Raw genomic sequence first — 17,698 nt, 5'->3', positions numbered from 1 at the left:
GTCAGTCCCACTCCAGACCGCCGCGACGCCAGATGTAGGCGTAGGCGACGAGAACGGTGACGATGAAAAGGACCATCTCCACGAGGCCGAACATGCCCATGTGGTCGAAGGCGACGGCCCACGGGTACAGGAAGATGATCTCGATGTCGAAGACGATGAACAGCATCGCCGTCAGGTAGTACTTGACGGGGAACCGCCCGCCGCCGACCGGCTGCGGGGTCGGTTCGATGCCGCATTCGTAGGCGTCCAGCCGCGCGCGGTTCCAGCGCTTCGGGCCGGTGAGCGAGGCCATCGCCACCGAGCCGACGGCGAAGACGGCGGCGAGCGCTCCCAGCACGATGATCGGAACATAGAGATCCATGTCTCTACCGCCCCTCCTCGGTACGTACGACGCTGTACGGGGCGCGGGGTCCGGGGCCGGACCGGCGCGCCTCGGCGGCGTGACCCTTCGCACGCTCGTGAAAATTCTCACGAGCACGGGTCGCCACCCTAGCCAAGGTGATCAATAGCACTCCCCTCAGGGGGTCGGGTAATGCACTGTAGTCCGCTCACCTGCGACTTCGCGGCGAACAGCGATATCTGCGGGAGCATCCGGAACTCGCTCATGCCGCCGGCGCCACCTTCTGCATCGCGTTGATGACCCGGTCCATCGCGTCGCCGCCCTTCGGGTCGGTCAGGTTGGCGAGCAGCTTGAGGGTGAACCGCATGAGGGTGGGGTGCGGCAGGCCGTGCGCGGTCAGGAACTTCATGATCCGCGGGTCGCCGATGGCCTGCACGAACACGCGGGCCAGTGTGAAGTAGCCGCCGTGCTCGTCCTTCAGGATGCGCGGGTACTCGTACAGGGTCCGCTCGCGCTGCGCAGGGGTGCGCCGGGCCAGTGCCTGCACCATGATGTCAGCGGCCAGCCGGCCGGACTCCAGCGCGTAGTCGATGCCCTCGCCGTTGAACGGGTTGATCATGCCGCCGGCGTCGCCGACCAGCAGCATCCCGCGGGTGTAGTGCGGCTGCCGGTTGAAGCCCATCGGCAGCGCCGCGCCGCGGATCTTCGAGGTCGCGTGCTCCTCGTCGAACTGCCAGTCCTCCGGCATCTGCGCGCACCAGCGCCGCATCATGCCCCGGTAGTCGACGTTCTGGAACGCCTTGCTGGTGTTGAGCAGGCCGAGCCCGACGTTGGACGTGCCGTCGCCGACGCCGAACACCCAGCCGTAGCCGGGGAGCAGGCGCTCGCCGTCCCACAGTTCGAGCCACGCCTCCATGTACTCGTCGTCGTGGCGCGGCGTCTGGAAGTAGCGCCGGACGGCGACGCCCATCGGGCGGTCCTCGCGGCGGCGCAGGCCCATCGCCAGCGACAGCCGGGTGGAGTTGCCGTCGGCCGCGACGACCAGCGGCGCGTGGAACTCGACGTCCTCGTCCTCGTACCGGGCGGTGACGCCCTTGATCCGGTCGGTGCGCTCGTCCAGGATCGGGCCGGTCACGGTGCAGCCCTGCAGCAGCCGGGCGCCGGCCTTCGCGGCGTGCTCGGCGAGCAGCTGGTCGAGGTCGGTGCGCTTGCGGACCAGGCCGAAGTCGGGGAAGCTCGCGAGCTCCGGCCAGGGCAGCTCCACCTTCACGCCGCCGCCGTAGATGCGCAGCCCCTTGTTGCGCCCCCAGCCGGGGTCGTTGATGTCGACGCCCATCCCGATGAGCGCGCGGACCGCGCGCGGGGTGAGGCCGTCGCCGCAGATCTTGTCGCGCGGGAAGGTGGCCTTCTCCAGCAGGAGCACGTCCAGCCCGGCCTGCGCGAGCCAGTAGGCGGTCGACGATCCGGCGGGGCCTGCCCCGACGACGATCACGTCCGCGTGTCGGGTGGAGTCGGTCACGGCGTTCCTCTTTAGCTCGTTCGCTTGTGAAGTACTTCACAAGGATCCGGTGGGGAGTCTATTCCTTTATCACGACCGGTGGGTACTTCTGGGCCGGTTCAGTTTTGGACCGGTCCCGTACCCGCCGGGCGGGCGATCAGCCGGGGTTGATCGCATGGTGCATCGCCGCCACCCCGAAGGTGAGATCGCGCCAGCGCACCTTCGTCCAGCCCGCGTCCTGGACGAGCCGGGCCAGCGCCGCCTGGTCGGGCCAGGCGAGCGTCGACTCGGCGAGGTAGCGGTAGGAGTCGGGGTTGGAGCTGACCCGCGCCAGCAGCGGCAGACCGTACTTCAGGTGCGCCTTGTGGCCGAGCGCGAGCAGCGGGTTCGGCGGATGGCTGACCTCGCAGATCAGCAGCCGGCCGCCGGGCTTGGCCACCCGCCGCAGCTCGCGCAGCGCCCGCCCGGTGTCGGCGACGTTGCGCAGCCCGAAGGAGATCGTCACCGCGTCGAAGGAGCCGTCCGCGAACGGCAGCCGCAGCGCGTCGCCGGCCGCGAAGCGCAGCCGCGGCACGCCCGCCTGCCGGCGCACCCCCACCCGGAGCATGCCGAGGGAGAAGTCGCACGCCACGGTCTGGGCGCCGGCCTCGGCGAACGGCACCGAGGACGTCCCGGTCCCGGCCGCGAGGTCGAGGATCCGCTCGCCCGGCCGCGCGTCCAGCGCCCGGACGGCCGCCCGCCGCCAGCGCCGGTCCTGCCCGCCCGTCATCAGCGTGTTCAGCAGGTCGTACCGCTCTGCGGTGCCGTCGAACATCGCCGCCACGTCGGCGGGCTTCTTATCCAAGGAGGCGCGGGTCATGGGGCCAGCCTATTGCCGCCCCGCGCGCGCCATCGAGGCGCCCGTGCGGTACCGGGCTACGCGTCCTCGCGGGTCTTCGCGCGCTGCAACCGGTCGCGCTGGGCGCTCAGGCCGGAGGTCACCGCGGCCGACATCCGGTCGCGCTGGCCGGACAGCAGGACGAAGCTGACGATGCCGCTGATCAGCAGCGCCAGCAGCAGGAGCAGGAACCCGCGGGCCCCGAACAGCGCGAGCACGCCGGCCGTGGCCGCGAAGATCGCCAGCCGGCCGGCGGTGTAGAGCAGTACGGAACGCATGACCCCTCGAGATTACCCCCGGCTGTGTTGTGCCAGGGGAGCGACCCCCTGGAACCCCCGTCACGGTCGACAGGCCGTTTCCCGCTCCGCTGGAGCTCCGCGCGAAACGGCCTGCCGACCGGCGGGCAGGCCCGCTGCGCTCGCTGCACTCGCTCCGCGTGCCCGCCCGTGGCGATCTTCCTCGCGGGTTACTTGAGGACGTCCAGGAAGAGGGCGGGGTCGACGTTGCCGCCGGAGAGGACGGAGACGTAGGTGGTGCCGGCGGGGAGTTCGGCGCGGTGGTAGAGGAAGGCGGCCGTGGCGACGGCGCCGGCGGGCTCGGCGATGAGGCGGGCCTCGCGGGCGAGGCGGCGCATGGTGCGGCGGATCTCGTCCTCGGTGACGGCGATCATGCCGTCGACGTGCTCGCGCATGTGCGCGAACGGCAGGGCGCCGACGCGCTGGACGCGCAGGGCGTCGGCGATGGTGCGGCCGGTCTTCTCGGCGTCCCAGGCGACGGGCCGCCCCTCGCGCATCGAGTCGCGGGCGTCGGCGGCCAGCTCGGGCTCGACGCCGATCACCTTCGCCTCGGGGCGCAGCGCCTTCACGGCGGCGGACACGCCGGCGATCAGGCCGCCGCCGCTGACCGGGACGAGCACGACGTCGACGTCCGGGCGGTCGCGGACGGTCTCCAGCCCGACGGTGCCCTGGCCGGCGATGACGCGGGCGTCGTCGTAGGGCGGGACGAGGGTGAAACCGTGCGCGGCGGCGAGCTTGGCCGCGGTCTCCTCGCGGGCCTCGGCGGTCGGCTCGACGTAGACGATCTCGGCGCCGAGCGCGATGCAGGCGTCCACCTTCACGCCGGGGGTGGTGTGCGGCATGACCAGCACGGCGGGGATGCCGAGCGCGCGGGCGGTGTAGGCGACGGCCTGGGCGTGGTTGCCGCTGGAGTGGGTGACGACGCCGCGCTCGCGCTCCTCCTCGGGCAGTCCCGAGATGGTGCTGTACGCGCCGCGCAGTTTGAACGCTCCGATCGGCTGCAGGGACTCCGCCTTCACCAGCAGTTCCGTCCCGTCGCCCGGCCCGGGGAACGGGACCAGCGGCGTGCGCACGGTGACGCCGGCGAGGCGTTCGGCGGCGCGCTCGATCTCCGGCAGCGAGACAAGATCGGACATGGTCACGAGGGTATGGGGTGGCGGCCACCGCCGCACGCGCGCACGGTGCGGCGCGGTGCCGACGCTTTCGCCGGCGCGTTCGCCCGGCGCCGGCACCGAGCGGCCATCGGCCTGTCAAGGGCCCGTTTCCAGCGTGACACGGCAGGTCAAGTGTGGTGTGCGAGGCCGCGGAGGCCCAGGTGGCGGGCACCGACCGTCATCGCCGCTGCTCGGCGAATTACGGAGCGTGATGTTTTCCGAAAACAAGGGAGAAATCGGTCTTGACCCGCCACACTGTTAAACAGTCCACCCGCGCCGAGAGCGGGACAAAGGGGGAGAGAAAACGTGGAGAGCACGAGCGAGCGCCTGCTGACCCCAGGGGAAGTCGCCGCCCTCTTCCGGGTCGATCCGAAAACGGTCACCCGGTGGGCCGCGGCCGGCCGGATCAGCAGCATCCGCACTCCCGGCGGCCACCGCCGCTTCCGGGAGTCCGAGGTCCACGCGCTGCTGCGCGGGGAAGAGCCGGTCGCCGAGCACTCGGTTCACTGACCCCGGCGAAACAGGCCGGGGGCGCGCGGGTCGTCCCACCCCGAGAAGGACCGGACCCGACGACGCCGGCCAGGGGACGCGGAGGGCCGTCCCCCCTCGGAAGGCACTGACCCCGGCGACACCGGCCGGGACGCACGGGGGTGCGCCCCCGCCTCGGAACCGCCCGGACCGCCGCCCTCCCGCGGCCGGTCCACCAGCCCGGGCGGCCGGGGCAGCGCGATGATCCGGCACGGCTACTCCTCCGCCTCGCCGTCCCGCCACTCCTCGAACCTGCGCGCCAGCTCGGCGTCCTCGTCCCGCCACCGGCGGCGCCTGTCCTCCAGCTCCTCCTCGGTCAGCGACTGGCCAAGGAGCCGGTCGTAGTCGGGATCGCCGGGCCCGATCTCCACGTAGGCGTCGGCGATGATCCGCCCGCCCCGCTCCCGCTCCGCCCCGTCGTGACCCGCGCCCACCGCGTCGTCGCCCGGGTCGGCGAGGACGCTGTGGGGCACCCGGAGCGTGCCGTCGGGGAGCCGGATCACGTACATCGTCGATCACCTTCGGAGTCCATCGCCTTCGCCGGCATCACGGGGTCCTAGATGCCGTATCTGCGGTTGAAGAAGAGCATGACTTCCAGTGCCGTCCTGATGTTGCCGGCGAGCATATCGACCAGCGCGGGCCGCTGCCGGGACGAGATCGCGGCGAACGCGTCGGCGAAGAACTCGCGCCGCCCGAGCGCGTCGGGCTGCCGGTGGAAGTCGCTGGCCAGGTGCGGGCGGCACAGCTCGTACAGCTCCCGGAAGGCGGGGCTGTCGGAGGTCCAGCCGCCGGACTCGCCGTCGATGTCGTCGAGCGCGTGCCCGACCTCGTGCAGCATCACGTCCGGGGTCGGCGACGGCCGGTCCCCCACGATGATCTTGCGGTCGCCGTAGGCGCCGGCGCAGATGTCCCAGGTGGCGCGGCCGGACGGCAGCGGGCGGTCGCGCAGGTGGCCCATGTCGTCGAGCTGCGGGACGCCGCCGGGCCCGACGTAGATGCCGTCGAGGCCGCCCGCGAGCTTCTCCTTGAGCGGCTCCGGCAGCGACGCGAGGCTGTCGACGGCCCGGATCACCTCCGGCGGCGGCGGGCCCTGCCGCGCGTCCCACTGCCGGTGCAGGACGCTCTCCAGCACGCCGCAGTGCCGCCGGCCGTCGGCCGCGTGCGGCATGCCCGGCGGGTACGGCTCGACGCGCAGCACGTCGTCGAGCTCGAAGTCGCTCCACGCGTAGTCGCCGGGGCGGGGGCGGCCCGCGCCGCGCCGCCCGTACCGCCCCTTCTGCGCCTCGGCGGCGTCCGGGCGGTCGGCGCCGGGGGCGAGCGCGAAGTCGTCGTCGCGGCCGGCCTTGCGGAACCGGCCGAACCGGTCGCGGGGCTGGTTGCTGCGCGGCCGGAGATGCCCGGGCTCCGGGCGCCGCTCCGCGTCCGGCGGCGACGGCGCGTAGCCCGTGTCGTCCCCGCGGACCGCGCCGTCCCCGCGGGCCGCGGAGCCCCGGGGCGCCTCCCGATTCCTGAGCTCCCGGGGCTTTCGGTGGATGCCTTTGAAGCGCATCGGGCTCCTCTGTCAGCGGGGCCCGCGGAGTCGCCGAGCGAGAGGGCCCCCGAGGCAGGGTAAGCCGCAACCCGACACGGCGTCATCCCCGCGAGTCACCACGGAACGGGCGGGCGCGGATGTGCGAGGACCGCGGCACCCGCCGGAACGGTGGCCGCGGTCCTCGATGACCTGCTCGTGACGTGCTCGGGGAGCGCGCTCAGGCGTAGGAGTGCATGCCCGAGAACATGTAGTTGACGCCGAAGAAGTTGAACAGCAGGCAACCGAAGCCGATCAGCGACAGGATCGCCGCCTTGCGGCCCTTCCACCCGGCCGTCGCGCGCGCGTGCAGGTAGGCGGCGTAGACGATCCAGGTGACGAACGACCAGACCTCCTTGGGGTCCCAGCCCCAGTACCGGCCCCACGCCTCGTCGGCCCAGATGGCGCCCATGATGATGGCGGCCGTCCAGATCGGGAAGGCGAACGTCGTCACCCGCATCGACAGCCGGTCGAGGTCCTCGGCGGACGGGATGCGCGACAGCATCCCGCCGCCCACCCCGGCCTCGCTCGCCTCCGCGCGGGACTTCAGCAGGTACAGGATGGTCGCGGCGCCCGCCACCGTGAACGAGCCCGTCGCGATGATCGCGGCGGTGACGTGGATCGCGATCCAGTACGAGTTCAGCGCCGGGCTGACCGGGCCGGCCGAGTCGTACAGCCAGATGTTGTCGACGCCGAGCGCGATCACCACGGCGGCCATCACGAACGCGCCGAGGAACCGCGCCTTGTAGCGCAGCGCCACGATCATGAACGCGGTCACGGCGGCGAACGACAGGGCCGTCATGAACTCGTACATGTTGCCCCACGGCCAGCGGTGCACCGCCAGCCCGCGGGTCACCAGGATGCCGAGATGCGCCACCCAGCCGAGCACGTTCAGCAGGACCGCCAGCCGCGCCCATTCGACCCGCTGGCGCTCCGGCTCCGCGTCCCCGTCCGCGGCGGCCGCCGCGCCGGCCGGCCCGGCGTCCTCGACGGTCTCGGCGCCCGCGGCGCCGACGAGCACCTTCGCCTCGGCCCGCTCCTCGGCCACCGCCGCGGAGCGGCGGCCGAAGCCGAGATCGGCCGCGTAGGCGACCAGCGCGACGATGTACATCACCACGGTGGTCAGCATGAGCTTGTCGCTCAGGTTCGCGAGGTCGGCGTTGCTCACCTCGTCACTCCTTCGGTTCGGTTGCCGACCCGGAACCCCGATCGGCGCCGGGTTCCGCTTCGGACCCGTTCTGTTCTGGCGCGGCCTCGTCCTTGACGGGCTCGTCCTGCACGGCCTTGTCCTGGACGCCCTCGTCCTGGACGGACCCGGCCTTCTCGGCTTCCGGTTCGGTGCCCGGGTCGGTGTCCGGTTCGGCGCCGGGGCCGCGCAGGGCGGTCACGATGTCGTCGAACTCCGAGGTCGGGTTGCCGAGCGTGAGGCCGCCGACCTCCACCACCGTACGCCCGCCCTCTCCGGCGCTCGCACGGACCCACACCCTGCGGCGCCGGACGAGGAACGAGGTCGCCACGCCCAGCACCGCGAGCACCGCCGCGATCAGCGCGGGGATGCGACCGGGGTCGTGGTTGACCGACAGCGTCGCGTACTCCGCCATCCCGTCGAAGGTGATCGAGCCCGCGTTGCCGGGGAGCTTGAAGGTCTCGCCCGGCTCCAGCAGCTTCTCCCCGCCCTTGATGGGCTGGAGCGTCTTGCCGATGCCCTCCAGCTTGTACACCGACTGCGGGGTGCCGGAGTCCAGTCCGAGGTCGCCCTTGAACGACGACAGGGTGATGACGGGCCGCAGCGCGCCGGGGAACGCCGACACGATCTGCTTGCCGTCCTCGCTGGCGACCGCGGTCGGCCACAGGATCGCGTAGAACGCGAGCTGCTCGGGCTCGGCGTCCGGGACCTTGATGACGCCCTCGGACGTCAGGTTGCGCGGCTCCATCGCCAGGAACGGGACGGCGTCCTGGAAGGCGACGTTCCCCTTGGCGTCCTTCACGGTGAACTTCGGCGCGTAGCCGTGGCCGAGCAGGTACACCTTCGTGCCGCCGACCTTCAGCGGATGGTTGAGCCGCAGGTCGTACTTCTTGTCCTTGCCGGACGGCTTGTCCCGGTAGTGGATCCAGGCGTCGAACGCCGTGGCCTGCCCGCGCTTGTCGCCCGACACCTCGTACTTGGCCCTGAAGTCGTCCAGGCTGACGGTGAACGGGGAGAGGTCGCCGTCCTTGAACAGCCGGCCGGGGGTGAACTCGTCGTACTGGCCGAGCGAGTTCGCGAACGTCTTGCCCTCGGTGATCAGCACGCTGCCCCGGTAGCCGAACATGTTGCCCGCGCCGAGCGCGAACAGCAGCCCGAGCAGCGCCAGGTGGAAGACCAGGTTGCCGGTCTCCCCCAGGTAGCCCTTCTCCGCGGCGGCCGCGCCGCCCGACACGTCCACCCGGAACCTGCGGCCGCGCAGCACCTTGCGCGCCTCGGCGAGGACGTCCTCGGGCGCGTCGTCCGTCTCGTACGACACCGACTGCGGCAGCCGTTCGAGGTTGCGCGGCGCCGCGGGCGGGCGGGCGCGCATCGACTGGTAGTGCTTGACGGCGCGGGGGACGACGCAGCCCGCCAGCGACACGAACAGCAGGATGTAGATCGCCGCGAACCAGGGCGCGGCGAACACGTCGAACAGCGAGAGCTTGTCGAAGAACGGGCCGAGCGTCTTGTGGTCGGACAGGTACGCCGCGACCTTCTCCGGCGCCTGCCCGCGCTGCGGCAGCGCCGACCCCGGCACCGCGCCCAGCGCCACCAGGAACAGCAGGATCAGCGCCGTGCGCATCGTGGTGAGCTGCCGCCAGCCCCAGCGCAGCCAGCCCAGCGGGCCGATGCCCCTGGGCCGCGGCACCTCCTCGGGCGCCTGCCGCGCGGCGGGCGCCTCCGTGCCGGTCTCGATGTCCTTGATGTCGCTCATATCAATGCCTCTGCCGATCCGTCGGCCTCACAGAACCGGCTCGAAGCCGCTGATCCACGACTTCAGTTCGATGTTCAGTTCCCCCCACAGGCCGCTCACCAGCAGCACCCCGATGAGGACGAGCATCCCCCCGCCGATCCGCATGACGAGGGGGTAGTGCCGCTTGACCGCGCCAAACGCGCCGAGCGCGCGGCGGTAGGCGATCGCCGTCACCACGAACGGCACGCCCAGCCCGGCGCAGTACGCCAGCGACAGCAGCGCGCCGCGGGTGGCGCTCGCCTCGCTGATCGCCAGCGACTGCACGGCGCCGAGCGTCGGCCCGATGCACGGCGTCCAGCCGAGCGCGAACAGGGCGCCGAGCAGCGGCGCCCCGGCGAGGCCAGCCGACGGGAGCCGGCCCGACTTCATCGTCCGCTGCAGCCCCGGGATCAGGCCCATGAACGCCAGCCCGAAGACGATCGTGACGATGCCGAGCACGCGGGTGATCTGGTCCTGGTACTCCAGCAGCCAGCGGCCGAGGCCGCCGAACGCCACCCCGTAGCTGACGAACACCACGCTGAAGCCCGCGACGAACAGCAGCACGCCGGACAGCAGCCGGCCGCGCCGCTGCTCGGCGAGGTCCGCGCCGGTCATCCCCGTCACGTACGACAGGTAGCCGGGGACGAGCGGCAGCACGCACGGCGACAGGAACGAGACGAGCCCGGCGAGCGCCGCCAATGGCGCCGCCGCCACCAGCGACCCGCTCGTCACCGTCTCGTCAACGTTCACCGCGCCGCGCTCATTTTTCCGCGAGCACCTTCGCGACCAGCGGGTTCAGCTTGGAGTAGGTGGTGGCGCCGATGATGCGCGCCGCGATCCTCCCCTGCCGGTCCAGGACGAGGGTGCTGGGGACGGCGCTCGGCGGCACCTCGCGGAACGCGAGCGTGACCTGGCCGTCCCCGTCGAACACGCTGGGGTAGCCGACCTTGAACTTGCGCTCGAACGCCTTGGCGTTGTCCTTGGCGTCCTTGAAGTTGACGCCGAGGAACTCCACGCCCTTCGCCTTGTTCTCGGTGTAGATCTGCTGCAGCGACGGCGCCTCGCCGCGGCAGGGCGCGCACCACGACGCCCAGAAGTTGACGACGGCGACCTTGCCCTTGAGGGAGTCGAGCCGGAACGCCTGCCCGTCGAGCGTTTGCCCGGTGACCTCTTGGAGGCTCTTACGCCGGTCGGGCTGGTACTGGGTGACGTTGCCGTCGCCCGCGATGAACCGGTTGTCGTTCCCGTCCGGGCCGCTCTTGGCCGAACCGGTTCCCGCGCAGCCGGCCAGCAGCCCGCAGAGCGCGACGGCACCGGCCGCCGCGCGCGCATGGGAGATTCGGGGGCTCAACGGACCCTCCTACTACTACAGGACGTAGTACACAACTTAGCGGTGCGGTCAGGCACCCGCGACACTGGGGCCCTTCGCGATCCCCTCGGCGGGCTCGTGGTAGCCGACGTCCACGAGCCTGCTGCCCTCGAACGTGAGGCTGGTCACGCTGGCCAGCGCGCACTCGCGCCGGTTCGGGTGGTGCCAGAGGCGGCGGTGCTCGGCGTGCAGCCGCAGGATCCAGATCGGCAGCTGGTGGCTGACGCACACCGCCTCGTGGCCGCGCGCCGCCTCCCGCGCCCGGATCACGGCCGCGCGCATCCGCGCCGCGAGCTCCTTGTACGGTTCACCCCACGACGGGCGGAACGGGTTCACCAGGTGGCGCCAGTGCTCGGGGCGGCGCAGCGAGCCCGGCCCCACCCCGAAGGTCAGCCCCTCGAAGTGGTTCTCCGCCTCGATCAGCCGATCGTCCACCGTCACGGGCAGGTCGAACGAGTCGGCCAGCGGCGCGGCGGTCTCCAGCGCCCGCTGCATCGGCGAGGAGAACAGCGCGGTGACGTCCCGGTCGGCGAACCACTTGGCGGCGGCCTTGGCCATGAGGACGCCGTCCTCGCTGAGCCGGTAGCCGGGCAGGCGGCCGTACAGGACGCCTTCGGGATTGTGCACCTCACCGTGCCGCAGCAGGTGAACGATCGTCGTGTCACTCATCGCTCGTTAGGCTACCTAGACGAACCACCTACCTCGGCCCCGGCCCGTCGCCCCGCCCTCCGCGCGGGCGATCCGCTCCGAAGCGCCGGCGCCGCCGCGCCGGTGCCGCGCCAGTGCCGCTTCAGTACCGGGCCGCCGACCGGACGTACGCGGCGATGCGCGCGGCGACCCGGTCCAGCTCGGCCTTGGTGATCTTCGTGTCCTGGGCGGCCTGGACGAACCAGTAGGTGAAGGCGGCGTCGCACATGTCGGCGCGCGACGCCGGCGCCAGGCAGCCGACCGGGTTCGGCAACCCGTTGGAGCCCATGGTGGCCATGGTCACCGACACGTAGGGCGACGGCGGCGACTGCCCGTTCGGGAGCTCGACCCCCAGCATCAGCCGCAGCGCGGGCACCCCGGTCGGGACGTCCTGCCGCGCCCGCACGTCCGACGTGCAGTCGCCCAGGTCCCGCTTCGCCTTCGCGCCCTCCGGGGAGTTCGGGAAGTACATGCAGACCTGCGAGGCGATGTTGCCGACGGATCCCTGCCAGTTCTGCGAGATCTGGAGCGTGCCGGCGTCGCCGATCGTGTTGTAGCCGGCGTTCGCGCCGAGGGATCCCGAGCAGGAGGCCGAGGCGGGCCCGATCAGGTACCCGCCCTGGTCGACGCGGTAGACGGCGGCGTCCTTCGGCAGCTTCACCTGCTCGGGGAGGCGGACCTGCGCGGGGCCGGGCGACGGTGTCGTCCTCCGGCCGCCGGCGTCGGTGGTGGGGCAGCCGCGGACGGCCGCGACGGCCGCGACGGGCCGGGTCCTCGTGGGGCGCGGCGCCGGGTCGTCGCCGCCGAACTGCTGGACCGCGATGGCGCCGGCGCCGACGACCACGGCCGTCCCGGCGGCGGCCGTCGCGATGCCGCCCGCGCTGCCGAAGAACGCCTTGATCGCGCTCGCCACACCGATCTTGCCGGCCGCGTGGCCGGCGGCGGCCTGCCCGGCCGCGTGCCCGGCGGCCTGACCGGCGGCGTGCGCGGCGCCCTGCGCGGCGGCGGTCCCGGCCGCGGACGCGGCGCCCGGGACGATCCACGCGGCCAGCGGGAACAGCGCCGCGAGCGCGACGGCGGACGCGGCGAGCGCACGGACCCCGCGCGACTCCCAGTCCGGCCCGTACGCCTCCCGGGCGGTCCGCTCCAGGTCGTCGACGAACGCGGCGGCGCCCGGCGGGCGGTCGGCGGGGTCCTTCGCCATGCCCCGCGCGACGAGGTCGCGGAGCGGTTCGGGGACGGTCTCGACCGGCACGGGGCCGGTGAGGTGCGCCCGCATCAGCTCGGCGCGGCCGCCGCCGAACGGCCGTCGGCCGCTGACGCACTCGACGAACACGCAGGTCGCGGAGTACACGTCGGACGCGGGCGTGGCGGTGTGCCGGTCCCACTGCTCGGGCGCCATGTAGTACGGGGTGCCGGCGCCGCCCGCCTCCTGCCCGGCGGGGGCCGCGATGCCGAAGTCGACGAGGCGGCTCCGCCCGTCCGCCGGGACGACGACGTTCGCGGGCTTGTAGTCGCGGTGCACGACGCCGAGGGCGTGGGCGGCGGCGAGGCCGAGCAGCGAGCCCTTCAGCACCGACAGCGACGCCTCGGGGCCGAGCGCCCCGTGCCGGGCGAGCAGCTCCTTGAGCGACACCCCGTCGACGGCCTCCATGATGATCGCGGCACCGCCGGGGCCCTCGACGAGGTGGAAGAGGCGGGCGACGTGCGGGCTCTCGGCCCGCCCCAGCATCCGGGCCTCGTGCCGCAGCCGCTCCCGCTCGGCCTCGCTCGCGGACGCGTTCAGGTACTTGATCGCGACGGGGGTGCCGGACGGCTCGTGCCGGGCGAGCACGACGCGTCCCTGGGCGCCCGCGCCCAACTCCCGCACCTCGGTGTAGCCCTCGACCCGCCAGCCGCTCAACGCGCCCTCCCGCCATGATCGCGAAGAACGTACCGAATCGGGCGCGGTGCGGCGAACCGGCGGCTTCGAGGCGAAGAGCGGGCGGGAAACGTCAGGCGGCGCGCTCGGCGGACGCGGGGACGCCGGCGCGCAGCGCGGTCACGACGGCGCGGATCGCGGGACGGCGCGCGGCCTCCTCCCGCCAGACGGCGTACACGCGGCGGGTCAGCGGCTCGGCGAGCGGCACGATCGCGACGCCCGGCGGCACGTCGCAGCGGCCGAGGCGGGGCAGGATCGCGTTGCCGAGGCCGGCGGCGACGAGCGCGAGCTGCGTCGCGAACTCGTAGGCCATGTGCTCGATGCGGGGCTCGCTGTCGATGGCCCGCAGGGTGCGCAGGAGCCAGTCGCAGCAGATGCTGTCCGGCACGGAGCTGATCCACGGGTCGCCGGCCAGTTCCTTCAGGTCGACGCTGGTGCGGCCGGCCAGCGGGTGCCCGGCGGGCAGCGCGACGTCGGCGACGTCCTCGCAGATGGCGCCCTTGTGCAGGCCCTCGGGCAGTGGGAGCGGCTCGTTGCTCCAGTCCTGGACGACGGCCATGTCGAGGTCGCCGCGCAGGACGAGGGGCATGCTGTGCAGCGGGTCCTCTTCGCGGACCAGGACGTGCAGGTCGGGGTGCTGGGCGCGGAGCGGCGGCAGCGCCTGCGGCATCAGCCCGCGCACGGCGGTGGGGAACGCGGCGATGGTCAGCTGGCCGACGACCGAGCCGCGGTGCGCCTCCAGGTCGGCCTGGGCCTGCTCGACGAGGGACAGGATCCGCTCGGCGTGCCCGACGAGCAGCTCGGCGGCGTCGGTGAGCCGCACGCCGCGGCCGTTGCGCTCGAGCAGCTTCTGCCCGGTCTCCCGCTCCAGCTTGGCGAGCTGCTGGGAGACCGCGGAGGTGGTGACGTGCAGCACGTCGGCGGCGGCGCTGACCGAGCCGTAGGTGGCGACGGAGTGCAGGGCGCGCAGCCGTTCGAGATCGAGCATGTAGCAATTCTAAAACGAGAAGTCGACAGATTCTAGCTTGTCCTAAAACAAGGCCGCGGCGGACGATCGGGGCATGAGACCGCGCCACGTCCTGCTGGCCACCCTGATCGCCGCGATCTGGGGATTCAACTTCGTCCCGATCAAGGTCGCGCTGGAGGACTTCCCGCCGCTGCTGCTCGCCGCGCTGCGGTTCACCGCCGCCGCGCTGCCCGCGGTGTTCTTCGTGCGGCGCCCGCCGGTCGCGGTCCGCTGGCTGTGGCTGGTCGGGATCCCGCTGGGCGTCGGGCAGTTCGCGCTGCTGTTCATCGGGATGCGGCTGGGGATGCCGGCGGGGCTGTCGTCGGTGGTGCTCCAGGTCCAGGCGATCTTCACCGCGCTGTTCGCCGGGGTGCTGCTGCGCGAGCGGCTCGGCGCCCGGCAGATCATCGGGATGGCCGTCGCGTTCGCCGGCGTCGCCCTCCTCGGGATCGCTCAGGCGGCCGGGAGGTCGGACGGGGTCGGTTGGTCGGGGGAGCACAGCGGCAGTCCGATCGGCGCGTTCCTGCTGTGCATCGGCGGGGCGGCGAGCTGGGGGCTGGCGAACGTCGCGATGCGGCGGATGAACCAGACCGCGGCCGAGCCCGTCGACGCGTTCGGGTTCATGGTCTGGATGTCGCTGGTCCCGCCCGTCCCCCTGTTCGCCCTCTCGCTGATCTTCGAGGGGCCCGGGGCGGTGCCGGACGCGGCGCGCCACCTGTCCGTCGCCGGGGTGAGCTCGCTGGCGTTCATCGCCTACGTCTCCACGCTCGTCGGGTTCGGCGTGTGGGGCTGGCTGATGCGCCGCTACGAGGCCGGCACCGTGGCCATGTACTCGCTGCTCGTCCCGCCGTTCGGGCTGCTGTCCGCCGCGCTGGTCCTCGGCGAGCACGTGGACGGAACGCGCCTCGCCGGGGCGGCGCTCATCATCTGCGGCGTCGCGGCGGGCAGCGTCCGGCTGCGGTCCCGCGCGGGCCGCGCGTCCGGCGCGTCCGGCGCGTCCCGCGGCCCCATCCAGGTGGCTCCGCCGGAGCCCGTCCAGACGAGGTGACACCCATGCACGGAATCGACGCGGCCCTGGTCACGCCGTTCACCCGCGACGGCGAGGTGGACGCCAAGTCCCTCGAACGGCTCGCCGCGCACTGCCTCCGCGACGGCGCCACCGGGCTCGTCGCGCTCGGCACCACCGGCGAGGCCGCGCTGCTGACGCCCGAGGAGCGGCGGACCGTCCTGGAGGTGTGCCGGGCCGTGTCCATCGAGCACGGCGCCCGGCTGATCGTCGGCGCCGGGACGATGGGCACCGCGGACACGATCCGCGAGGCCCGCGAGCACGCGCCGCTCGCCGACGCGCTGCTCGTCGTCGTGCCGTACTACCTGCGCCCGTCCGACGACGGCGTGATCGACCACTTCGCGGCCGTCGGCGCCGCCGTGGACGTCCCGCTCATCGCCTACAACGTCCCGTACCGGACGGGGAAGGCGCTGTCCGGGGAGGCGCTCGTCCGGCTGCTCGGGCTCGACTGCGTCGCCGGGATCAAGCACTGCGCGGGCGCCGTCGACCAGGCCACCCTGGACATGCTGGCGGCGGAGACCGGCAAGGCCGTGCTGTGCGGCGACGACGCCTACGTCTACCCGATGCTGCAGCTCGGCGCGTCCGGCGGCGTCGCCGCGTCCGCGTGCCTGGCGCCGCGGGCCTACGCGGACATGGCGGACGCGGCCCGGCACGGCAACGCCGCCCGGGGGCTGGCGCTGCACAACGCGCTGCTGCCGCTCGCGGGGGCGCTGTTCGCCGAGCCGTCGCCGTCCGTGCTGAAGGCGTGCCTGGCCGAGATCGGCGTGATCGACGACCCCGCGGTCCGCGCGCCCCTGCACGCCCCGCGTCCCGAGTCGACCGCCGCCGCGCTCCGCGCCTTCCGCGCCCTCAGTCCACTCAGGCTGCCTTGAGGTGCCTCAGCCGTCACGCGAGCGCGTTACCTGACCGGTGAGGCGAAGCCGAAGGCGAGCCTCACCGGGAAGATCGCGAAGCGATGCCGCGCTCGCCCGATCCCGGTCAGGGGGCGAGCCGCCAGGCGAGCCCCCTGGGCCGGGATCAAGAAGACAGCGCCGCCGCGCGGGCGGCGTGCGGCAGGGCGTCCAGGATGCGGCCGATCGCCTCGTCGTCGTGGGCCGCCGACAGGAACCACACCTCGTACGCCGACGGCGGCAGGTAGACGCCGCGCTCGAGCGCCGCGTGGAAGAACGCCCCGTACGCCTTGACGTCCTGGCGCTGCGCGGCGGCGAAGTCGCCGACCGCGCCGTCCGTGAAGAAGATCGAGAAGAGGTTGCCGGCGTTCTGCAGCGAGTGCGGGACGCCCTCCTTCGCCAGCGCCTCCGACGCGGCCCGCGACACGATCCCGGCGGCCCGGTCGATCGCCGCGTACACCTCGTCGGTCGCGCCGCGCAGCGTCGCCAGCCCCGCGGCCGTCGCGAGCGGGTTCCCCGACAGGGTGCCCGCCTGGTAGACGGGCCCGGCGGGCGCGAGCCGGTCCATGATCTCGGCGCGGCCGCCGAACGCCGCGGCGGGCAGCCCGCCGCCCATCACCTTCCCGAACGTCACCAGGTCCGCCGCGACGCCCTCGATCCCGTACCAGCCGGACCGCGACGCCCGGAAGCCGGTCAGCACCTCGTCCAGCACCAGCAGCGCCCCGTACCGCTCGCACAGCCGCTTCAGCAGCGCGTTGAAGCCGTTCAGCGGCGGTACCACGCCCATGTTGCACGGCACCGCCTCGGCGATCACGCAGGCGATCTCGTGGCCGTGCTCGTCGAACGCCGTCTCCACCGCCGCGACGTCGTTGTACGGCAGCACGATCGTGTCGGCGGTCGTCGCGCCCGTCACGCCGGGGGTGTCCGGCAGCGCGAACGTCGCCACCCCCGACCCGGCCGCGGCCAGCAGCGAGTCGACGTGCCCGTGGTAGCAGCCCGCGAACTTGACGATCTTCGGGCGGGAGGTGAAGCCGCGCGCCAGCCGGATCGCCGACATCGTCGCCTCGGTCCCCGAGTTGACCAGCCGGACCTTCTCCACCGGCGCCCGCGCGACGATCTCCTCGGCCAGCTCGACCTCGCCGGGCGTCGGCGCCCCGTAGGACGTGCCGCGGCCCGCCGCCTCCCGCACGGCCGCGACCACGTCCGGGTGCGCATGCCCGAGGATCATCGGGCCCCACGAGCAGATCAGGTCGACGTACTCGTTGCCGTCGGCGTCGGTCAGGTAGGGGCCGCGCGCCGAGGCGATGAAGCGCGGCGTCCCGCCGACCGCGCCGAAGGCGCGGACCGGTGAGTTCACGCCGCCGGGGACGAGCCCTTCGGCGCGCTCGAACAACTGCTGGGAGCGATCGGTGACAGTCACGTTTCCAGTCTCTCAGTTGCAGTTCGGCGACTGCGCTTGACCTCGCCGGGTACGGGCCGATATTCCACCAAGTACGACATCGGCGCCCGTTCGGGAGGCGCCCCTTATCTTCACCGGCG

General features: G+C 73.0%; 18 protein-coding genes. 3 read left to right on the top strand and 15 right to left on the bottom strand.

Annotated elements, in window-relative coordinates; all coding sequences use genetic code 11:
- Position 1 precedes the first annotated feature (1 nt).
- From ABT299_RS15465 to ABT299_RS15445, 5 genes are all read right to left on the bottom strand, one after another.
- Entirely contained in the window at positions 2–361 is a 360-nt protein-coding gene (locus ABT299_RS15465) for an NADH-quinone oxidoreductase subunit A (RefSeq protein ID WP_173096814.1), read from the bottom strand.
- A 241-nt stretch (positions 362–602) separates the two neighbouring features.
- Positions 603–1,859, bottom strand: a complete 1,257-nt coding sequence (locus ABT299_RS15460; protein ID WP_190867958.1) for a geranylgeranyl reductase family protein — start codon at positions 1,857–1,859, stop codon at positions 603–605.
- 136 nt (positions 1,860–1,995) lie between these two features.
- Positions 1,996–2,697: a demethylmenaquinone methyltransferase gene (locus ABT299_RS15455; protein ID WP_190867960.1), complete on the bottom strand. Its 702-nt coding sequence runs from the start codon at positions 2,695–2,697 to the stop codon at positions 1,996–1,998.
- 56 nt (positions 2,698–2,753) lie between these two features.
- The gene (locus tag ABT299_RS15450) at positions 2,754–2,993 is read right to left on the bottom strand and encodes a DUF4229 domain-containing protein (protein ID WP_387029289.1); all 240 of its coding nucleotides are present in this window, start codon (positions 2,991–2,993) and stop codon (positions 2,754–2,756) included.
- 188 nt (positions 2,994–3,181) lie between these two features.
- Positions 3,182–4,147, bottom strand: coding sequence for a threonine ammonia-lyase (locus ABT299_RS15445; protein WP_500251150.1), 966 nt, complete (start codon positions 4,145–4,147; stop codon positions 3,182–3,184).
- A gap of 324 nt (positions 4,148–4,471) precedes the next feature.
- On the opposite strand from ABT299_RS15445, the gene ABT299_RS15440 reads away from it, so the two are divergent.
- The gene (locus ABT299_RS15440; protein WP_151543245.1) at positions 4,472–4,675 is read left to right on the top strand and encodes a BldC family transcriptional regulator; all 204 of its coding nucleotides are present in this window, start codon (positions 4,472–4,474) and stop codon (positions 4,673–4,675) included.
- 233 nt (positions 4,676–4,908) lie between these two features.
- On the opposite strand, the gene ABT299_RS15435 is transcribed toward ABT299_RS15440, so the two are convergent.
- The 9 genes from ABT299_RS15435 to ABT299_RS15395 form a co-directional block, all read right to left on the bottom strand.
- The gene (locus ABT299_RS15435) at positions 4,909–5,202 is read right to left on the bottom strand and encodes a hypothetical protein (protein WP_500251149.1); all 294 of its coding nucleotides are present in this window, start codon (positions 5,200–5,202) and stop codon (positions 4,909–4,911) included.
- Positions 5,203–5,249: 47 nt separating this feature from the next.
- Complete coding sequence (locus ABT299_RS15430; RefSeq protein WP_500251148.1) at positions 5,250–6,242, bottom strand: hypothetical protein; 993 nt, start codon at positions 6,240–6,242, stop codon at positions 5,250–5,252.
- 199 nt (positions 6,243–6,441) lie between these two features.
- The gene (ccsB, locus tag ABT299_RS15425) at positions 6,442–7,428 is read right to left on the bottom strand and encodes a c-type cytochrome biogenesis protein CcsB (protein ID WP_433146844.1); all 987 of its coding nucleotides are present in this window, start codon (positions 7,426–7,428) and stop codon (positions 6,442–6,444) included.
- A gap of 4 nt (positions 7,429–7,432) precedes the next feature.
- Positions 7,433–9,202: a cytochrome c biogenesis protein ResB gene (gene resB, locus ABT299_RS15420; RefSeq protein ID WP_500251147.1), complete on the bottom strand. Its 1,770-nt coding sequence runs from the start codon at positions 9,200–9,202 to the stop codon at positions 7,433–7,435.
- Positions 9,203–9,229: 27 nt separating this feature from the next.
- A complete protein-coding gene (locus ABT299_RS15415) occupies positions 9,230–9,970 on the bottom strand; it encodes a cytochrome c biogenesis protein CcdA (RefSeq protein ID WP_190867974.1) in 741 nt (246 codons plus the stop codon).
- A gap of 10 nt (positions 9,971–9,980) precedes the next feature.
- Positions 9,981–10,571: a TlpA family protein disulfide reductase gene (locus ABT299_RS15410; RefSeq protein WP_500251146.1), complete on the bottom strand. Its 591-nt coding sequence runs from the start codon at positions 10,569–10,571 to the stop codon at positions 9,981–9,983.
- Positions 10,572–10,619: 48 nt separating this feature from the next.
- Positions 10,620–11,258: a histidine phosphatase family protein gene (locus tag ABT299_RS15405; protein WP_190867977.1), complete on the bottom strand. Its 639-nt coding sequence runs from the start codon at positions 11,256–11,258 to the stop codon at positions 10,620–10,622.
- Positions 11,259–11,379: 121 nt separating this feature from the next.
- On the bottom strand, positions 11,380–13,179 hold the full coding sequence (locus ABT299_RS15400; RefSeq protein ID WP_500251145.1) for a serine/threonine-protein kinase: 1,800 nt from the start codon (positions 13,177–13,179) through the stop codon (positions 11,380–11,382).
- A gap of 91 nt (positions 13,180–13,270) precedes the next feature.
- The gene (locus tag ABT299_RS15395) at positions 13,271–14,185 is read right to left on the bottom strand and encodes a LysR family transcriptional regulator (RefSeq protein WP_500251144.1); all 915 of its coding nucleotides are present in this window, start codon (positions 14,183–14,185) and stop codon (positions 13,271–13,273) included.
- 73 nt (positions 14,186–14,258) lie between these two features.
- Between ABT299_RS15395 and ABT299_RS15390 the strand changes: the two genes are divergently transcribed.
- Together ABT299_RS15390 and ABT299_RS15385 are read left to right on the top strand one after the other, a co-directional pair.
- A complete protein-coding gene (locus ABT299_RS15390) occupies positions 14,259–15,251 on the top strand; it encodes an EamA family transporter (protein WP_500251143.1) in 993 nt (330 codons plus the stop codon).
- Positions 15,252–15,256: 5 nt separating this feature from the next.
- Positions 15,257–16,141 carry a dihydrodipicolinate synthase family protein gene (locus ABT299_RS15385; RefSeq protein ID WP_500251142.1) on the top strand — a complete coding sequence of 295 codons (885 nt, stop codon included), beginning with the start codon at positions 15,257–15,259 and terminating at the stop codon, positions 16,139–16,141.
- A 145-nt stretch (positions 16,142–16,286) separates the two neighbouring features.
- On the opposite strand, the gene hemL is transcribed toward ABT299_RS15385, so the two are convergent.
- Positions 16,287–17,579 carry a glutamate-1-semialdehyde 2,1-aminomutase gene (gene hemL / locus ABT299_RS15380; protein ID WP_190859381.1) on the bottom strand — a complete coding sequence of 431 codons (1,293 nt, stop codon included), beginning with the start codon at positions 17,577–17,579 and terminating at the stop codon, positions 16,287–16,289.
- Positions 17,580–17,698 lie beyond the last annotated feature (119 nt).

This window comes from Spirillospora sp. NPDC000708, from assembly GCF_040299565.1.
Taxonomy (GTDB): domain Bacteria; phylum Actinomycetota; class Actinomycetes; order Streptosporangiales; family Streptosporangiaceae; genus Spirillospora.
Note: the sequence above shows the minus strand (reverse complement) of the source record. Positions and strands in the feature narration are given on the sequence as shown.

Coding starts and splice junctions, on each gene's coding strand:
- ABT299_RS15465 (WP_173096814.1), bottom strand. CDS start 361: ATGGATCTCTATGTTCCGATCATCGTGCTGGGAGCGCTCGCCGCCGTC.
- ABT299_RS15455 (WP_190867960.1), bottom strand. CDS start 2,697: ATGACCCGCGCCTCCTTGGATAAGAAGCCCGCCGACGTGGCGGCGATG.
- ABT299_RS15450 (WP_387029289.1), bottom strand. CDS start 2,993: ATGCGTTCCGTACTGCTCTACACCGCCGGCCGGCTGGCGATCTTCGCG.
- ABT299_RS15445 (WP_500251150.1), bottom strand. CDS start 4,147: ATGTCCGATCTTGTCTCGCTGCCGGAGATCGAGCGCGCCGCCGAACGC.
- ABT299_RS15435 (WP_500251149.1), bottom strand. CDS start 5,202: ATGTACGTGATCCGGCTCCCCGACGGCACGCTCCGGGTGCCCCACAGC.
- ABT299_RS15430 (WP_500251148.1), bottom strand. CDS start 6,242: ATGCGCTTCAAAGGCATCCACCGAAAGCCCCGGGAGCTCAGGAATCGG.
- resB (WP_500251147.1), bottom strand. CDS start 9,202: ATGAGCGACATCAAGGACATCGAGACCGGCACGGAGGCGCCCGCCGCG.
- ABT299_RS15405 (WP_190867977.1), bottom strand. CDS start 11,258: ATGAGTGACACGACGATCGTTCACCTGCTGCGGCACGGTGAGGTGCAC.
- ABT299_RS15395 (WP_500251144.1), bottom strand. CDS start 14,185: ATGCTCGATCTCGAACGGCTGCGCGCCCTGCACTCCGTCGCCACCTAC.
- ABT299_RS15390 (WP_500251143.1), top strand. CDS start 14,259: ATGAGACCGCGCCACGTCCTGCTGGCCACCCTGATCGCCGCGATCTGG.
- ABT299_RS15385 (WP_500251142.1), top strand. CDS start 15,257: ATGCACGGAATCGACGCGGCCCTGGTCACGCCGTTCACCCGCGACGGC.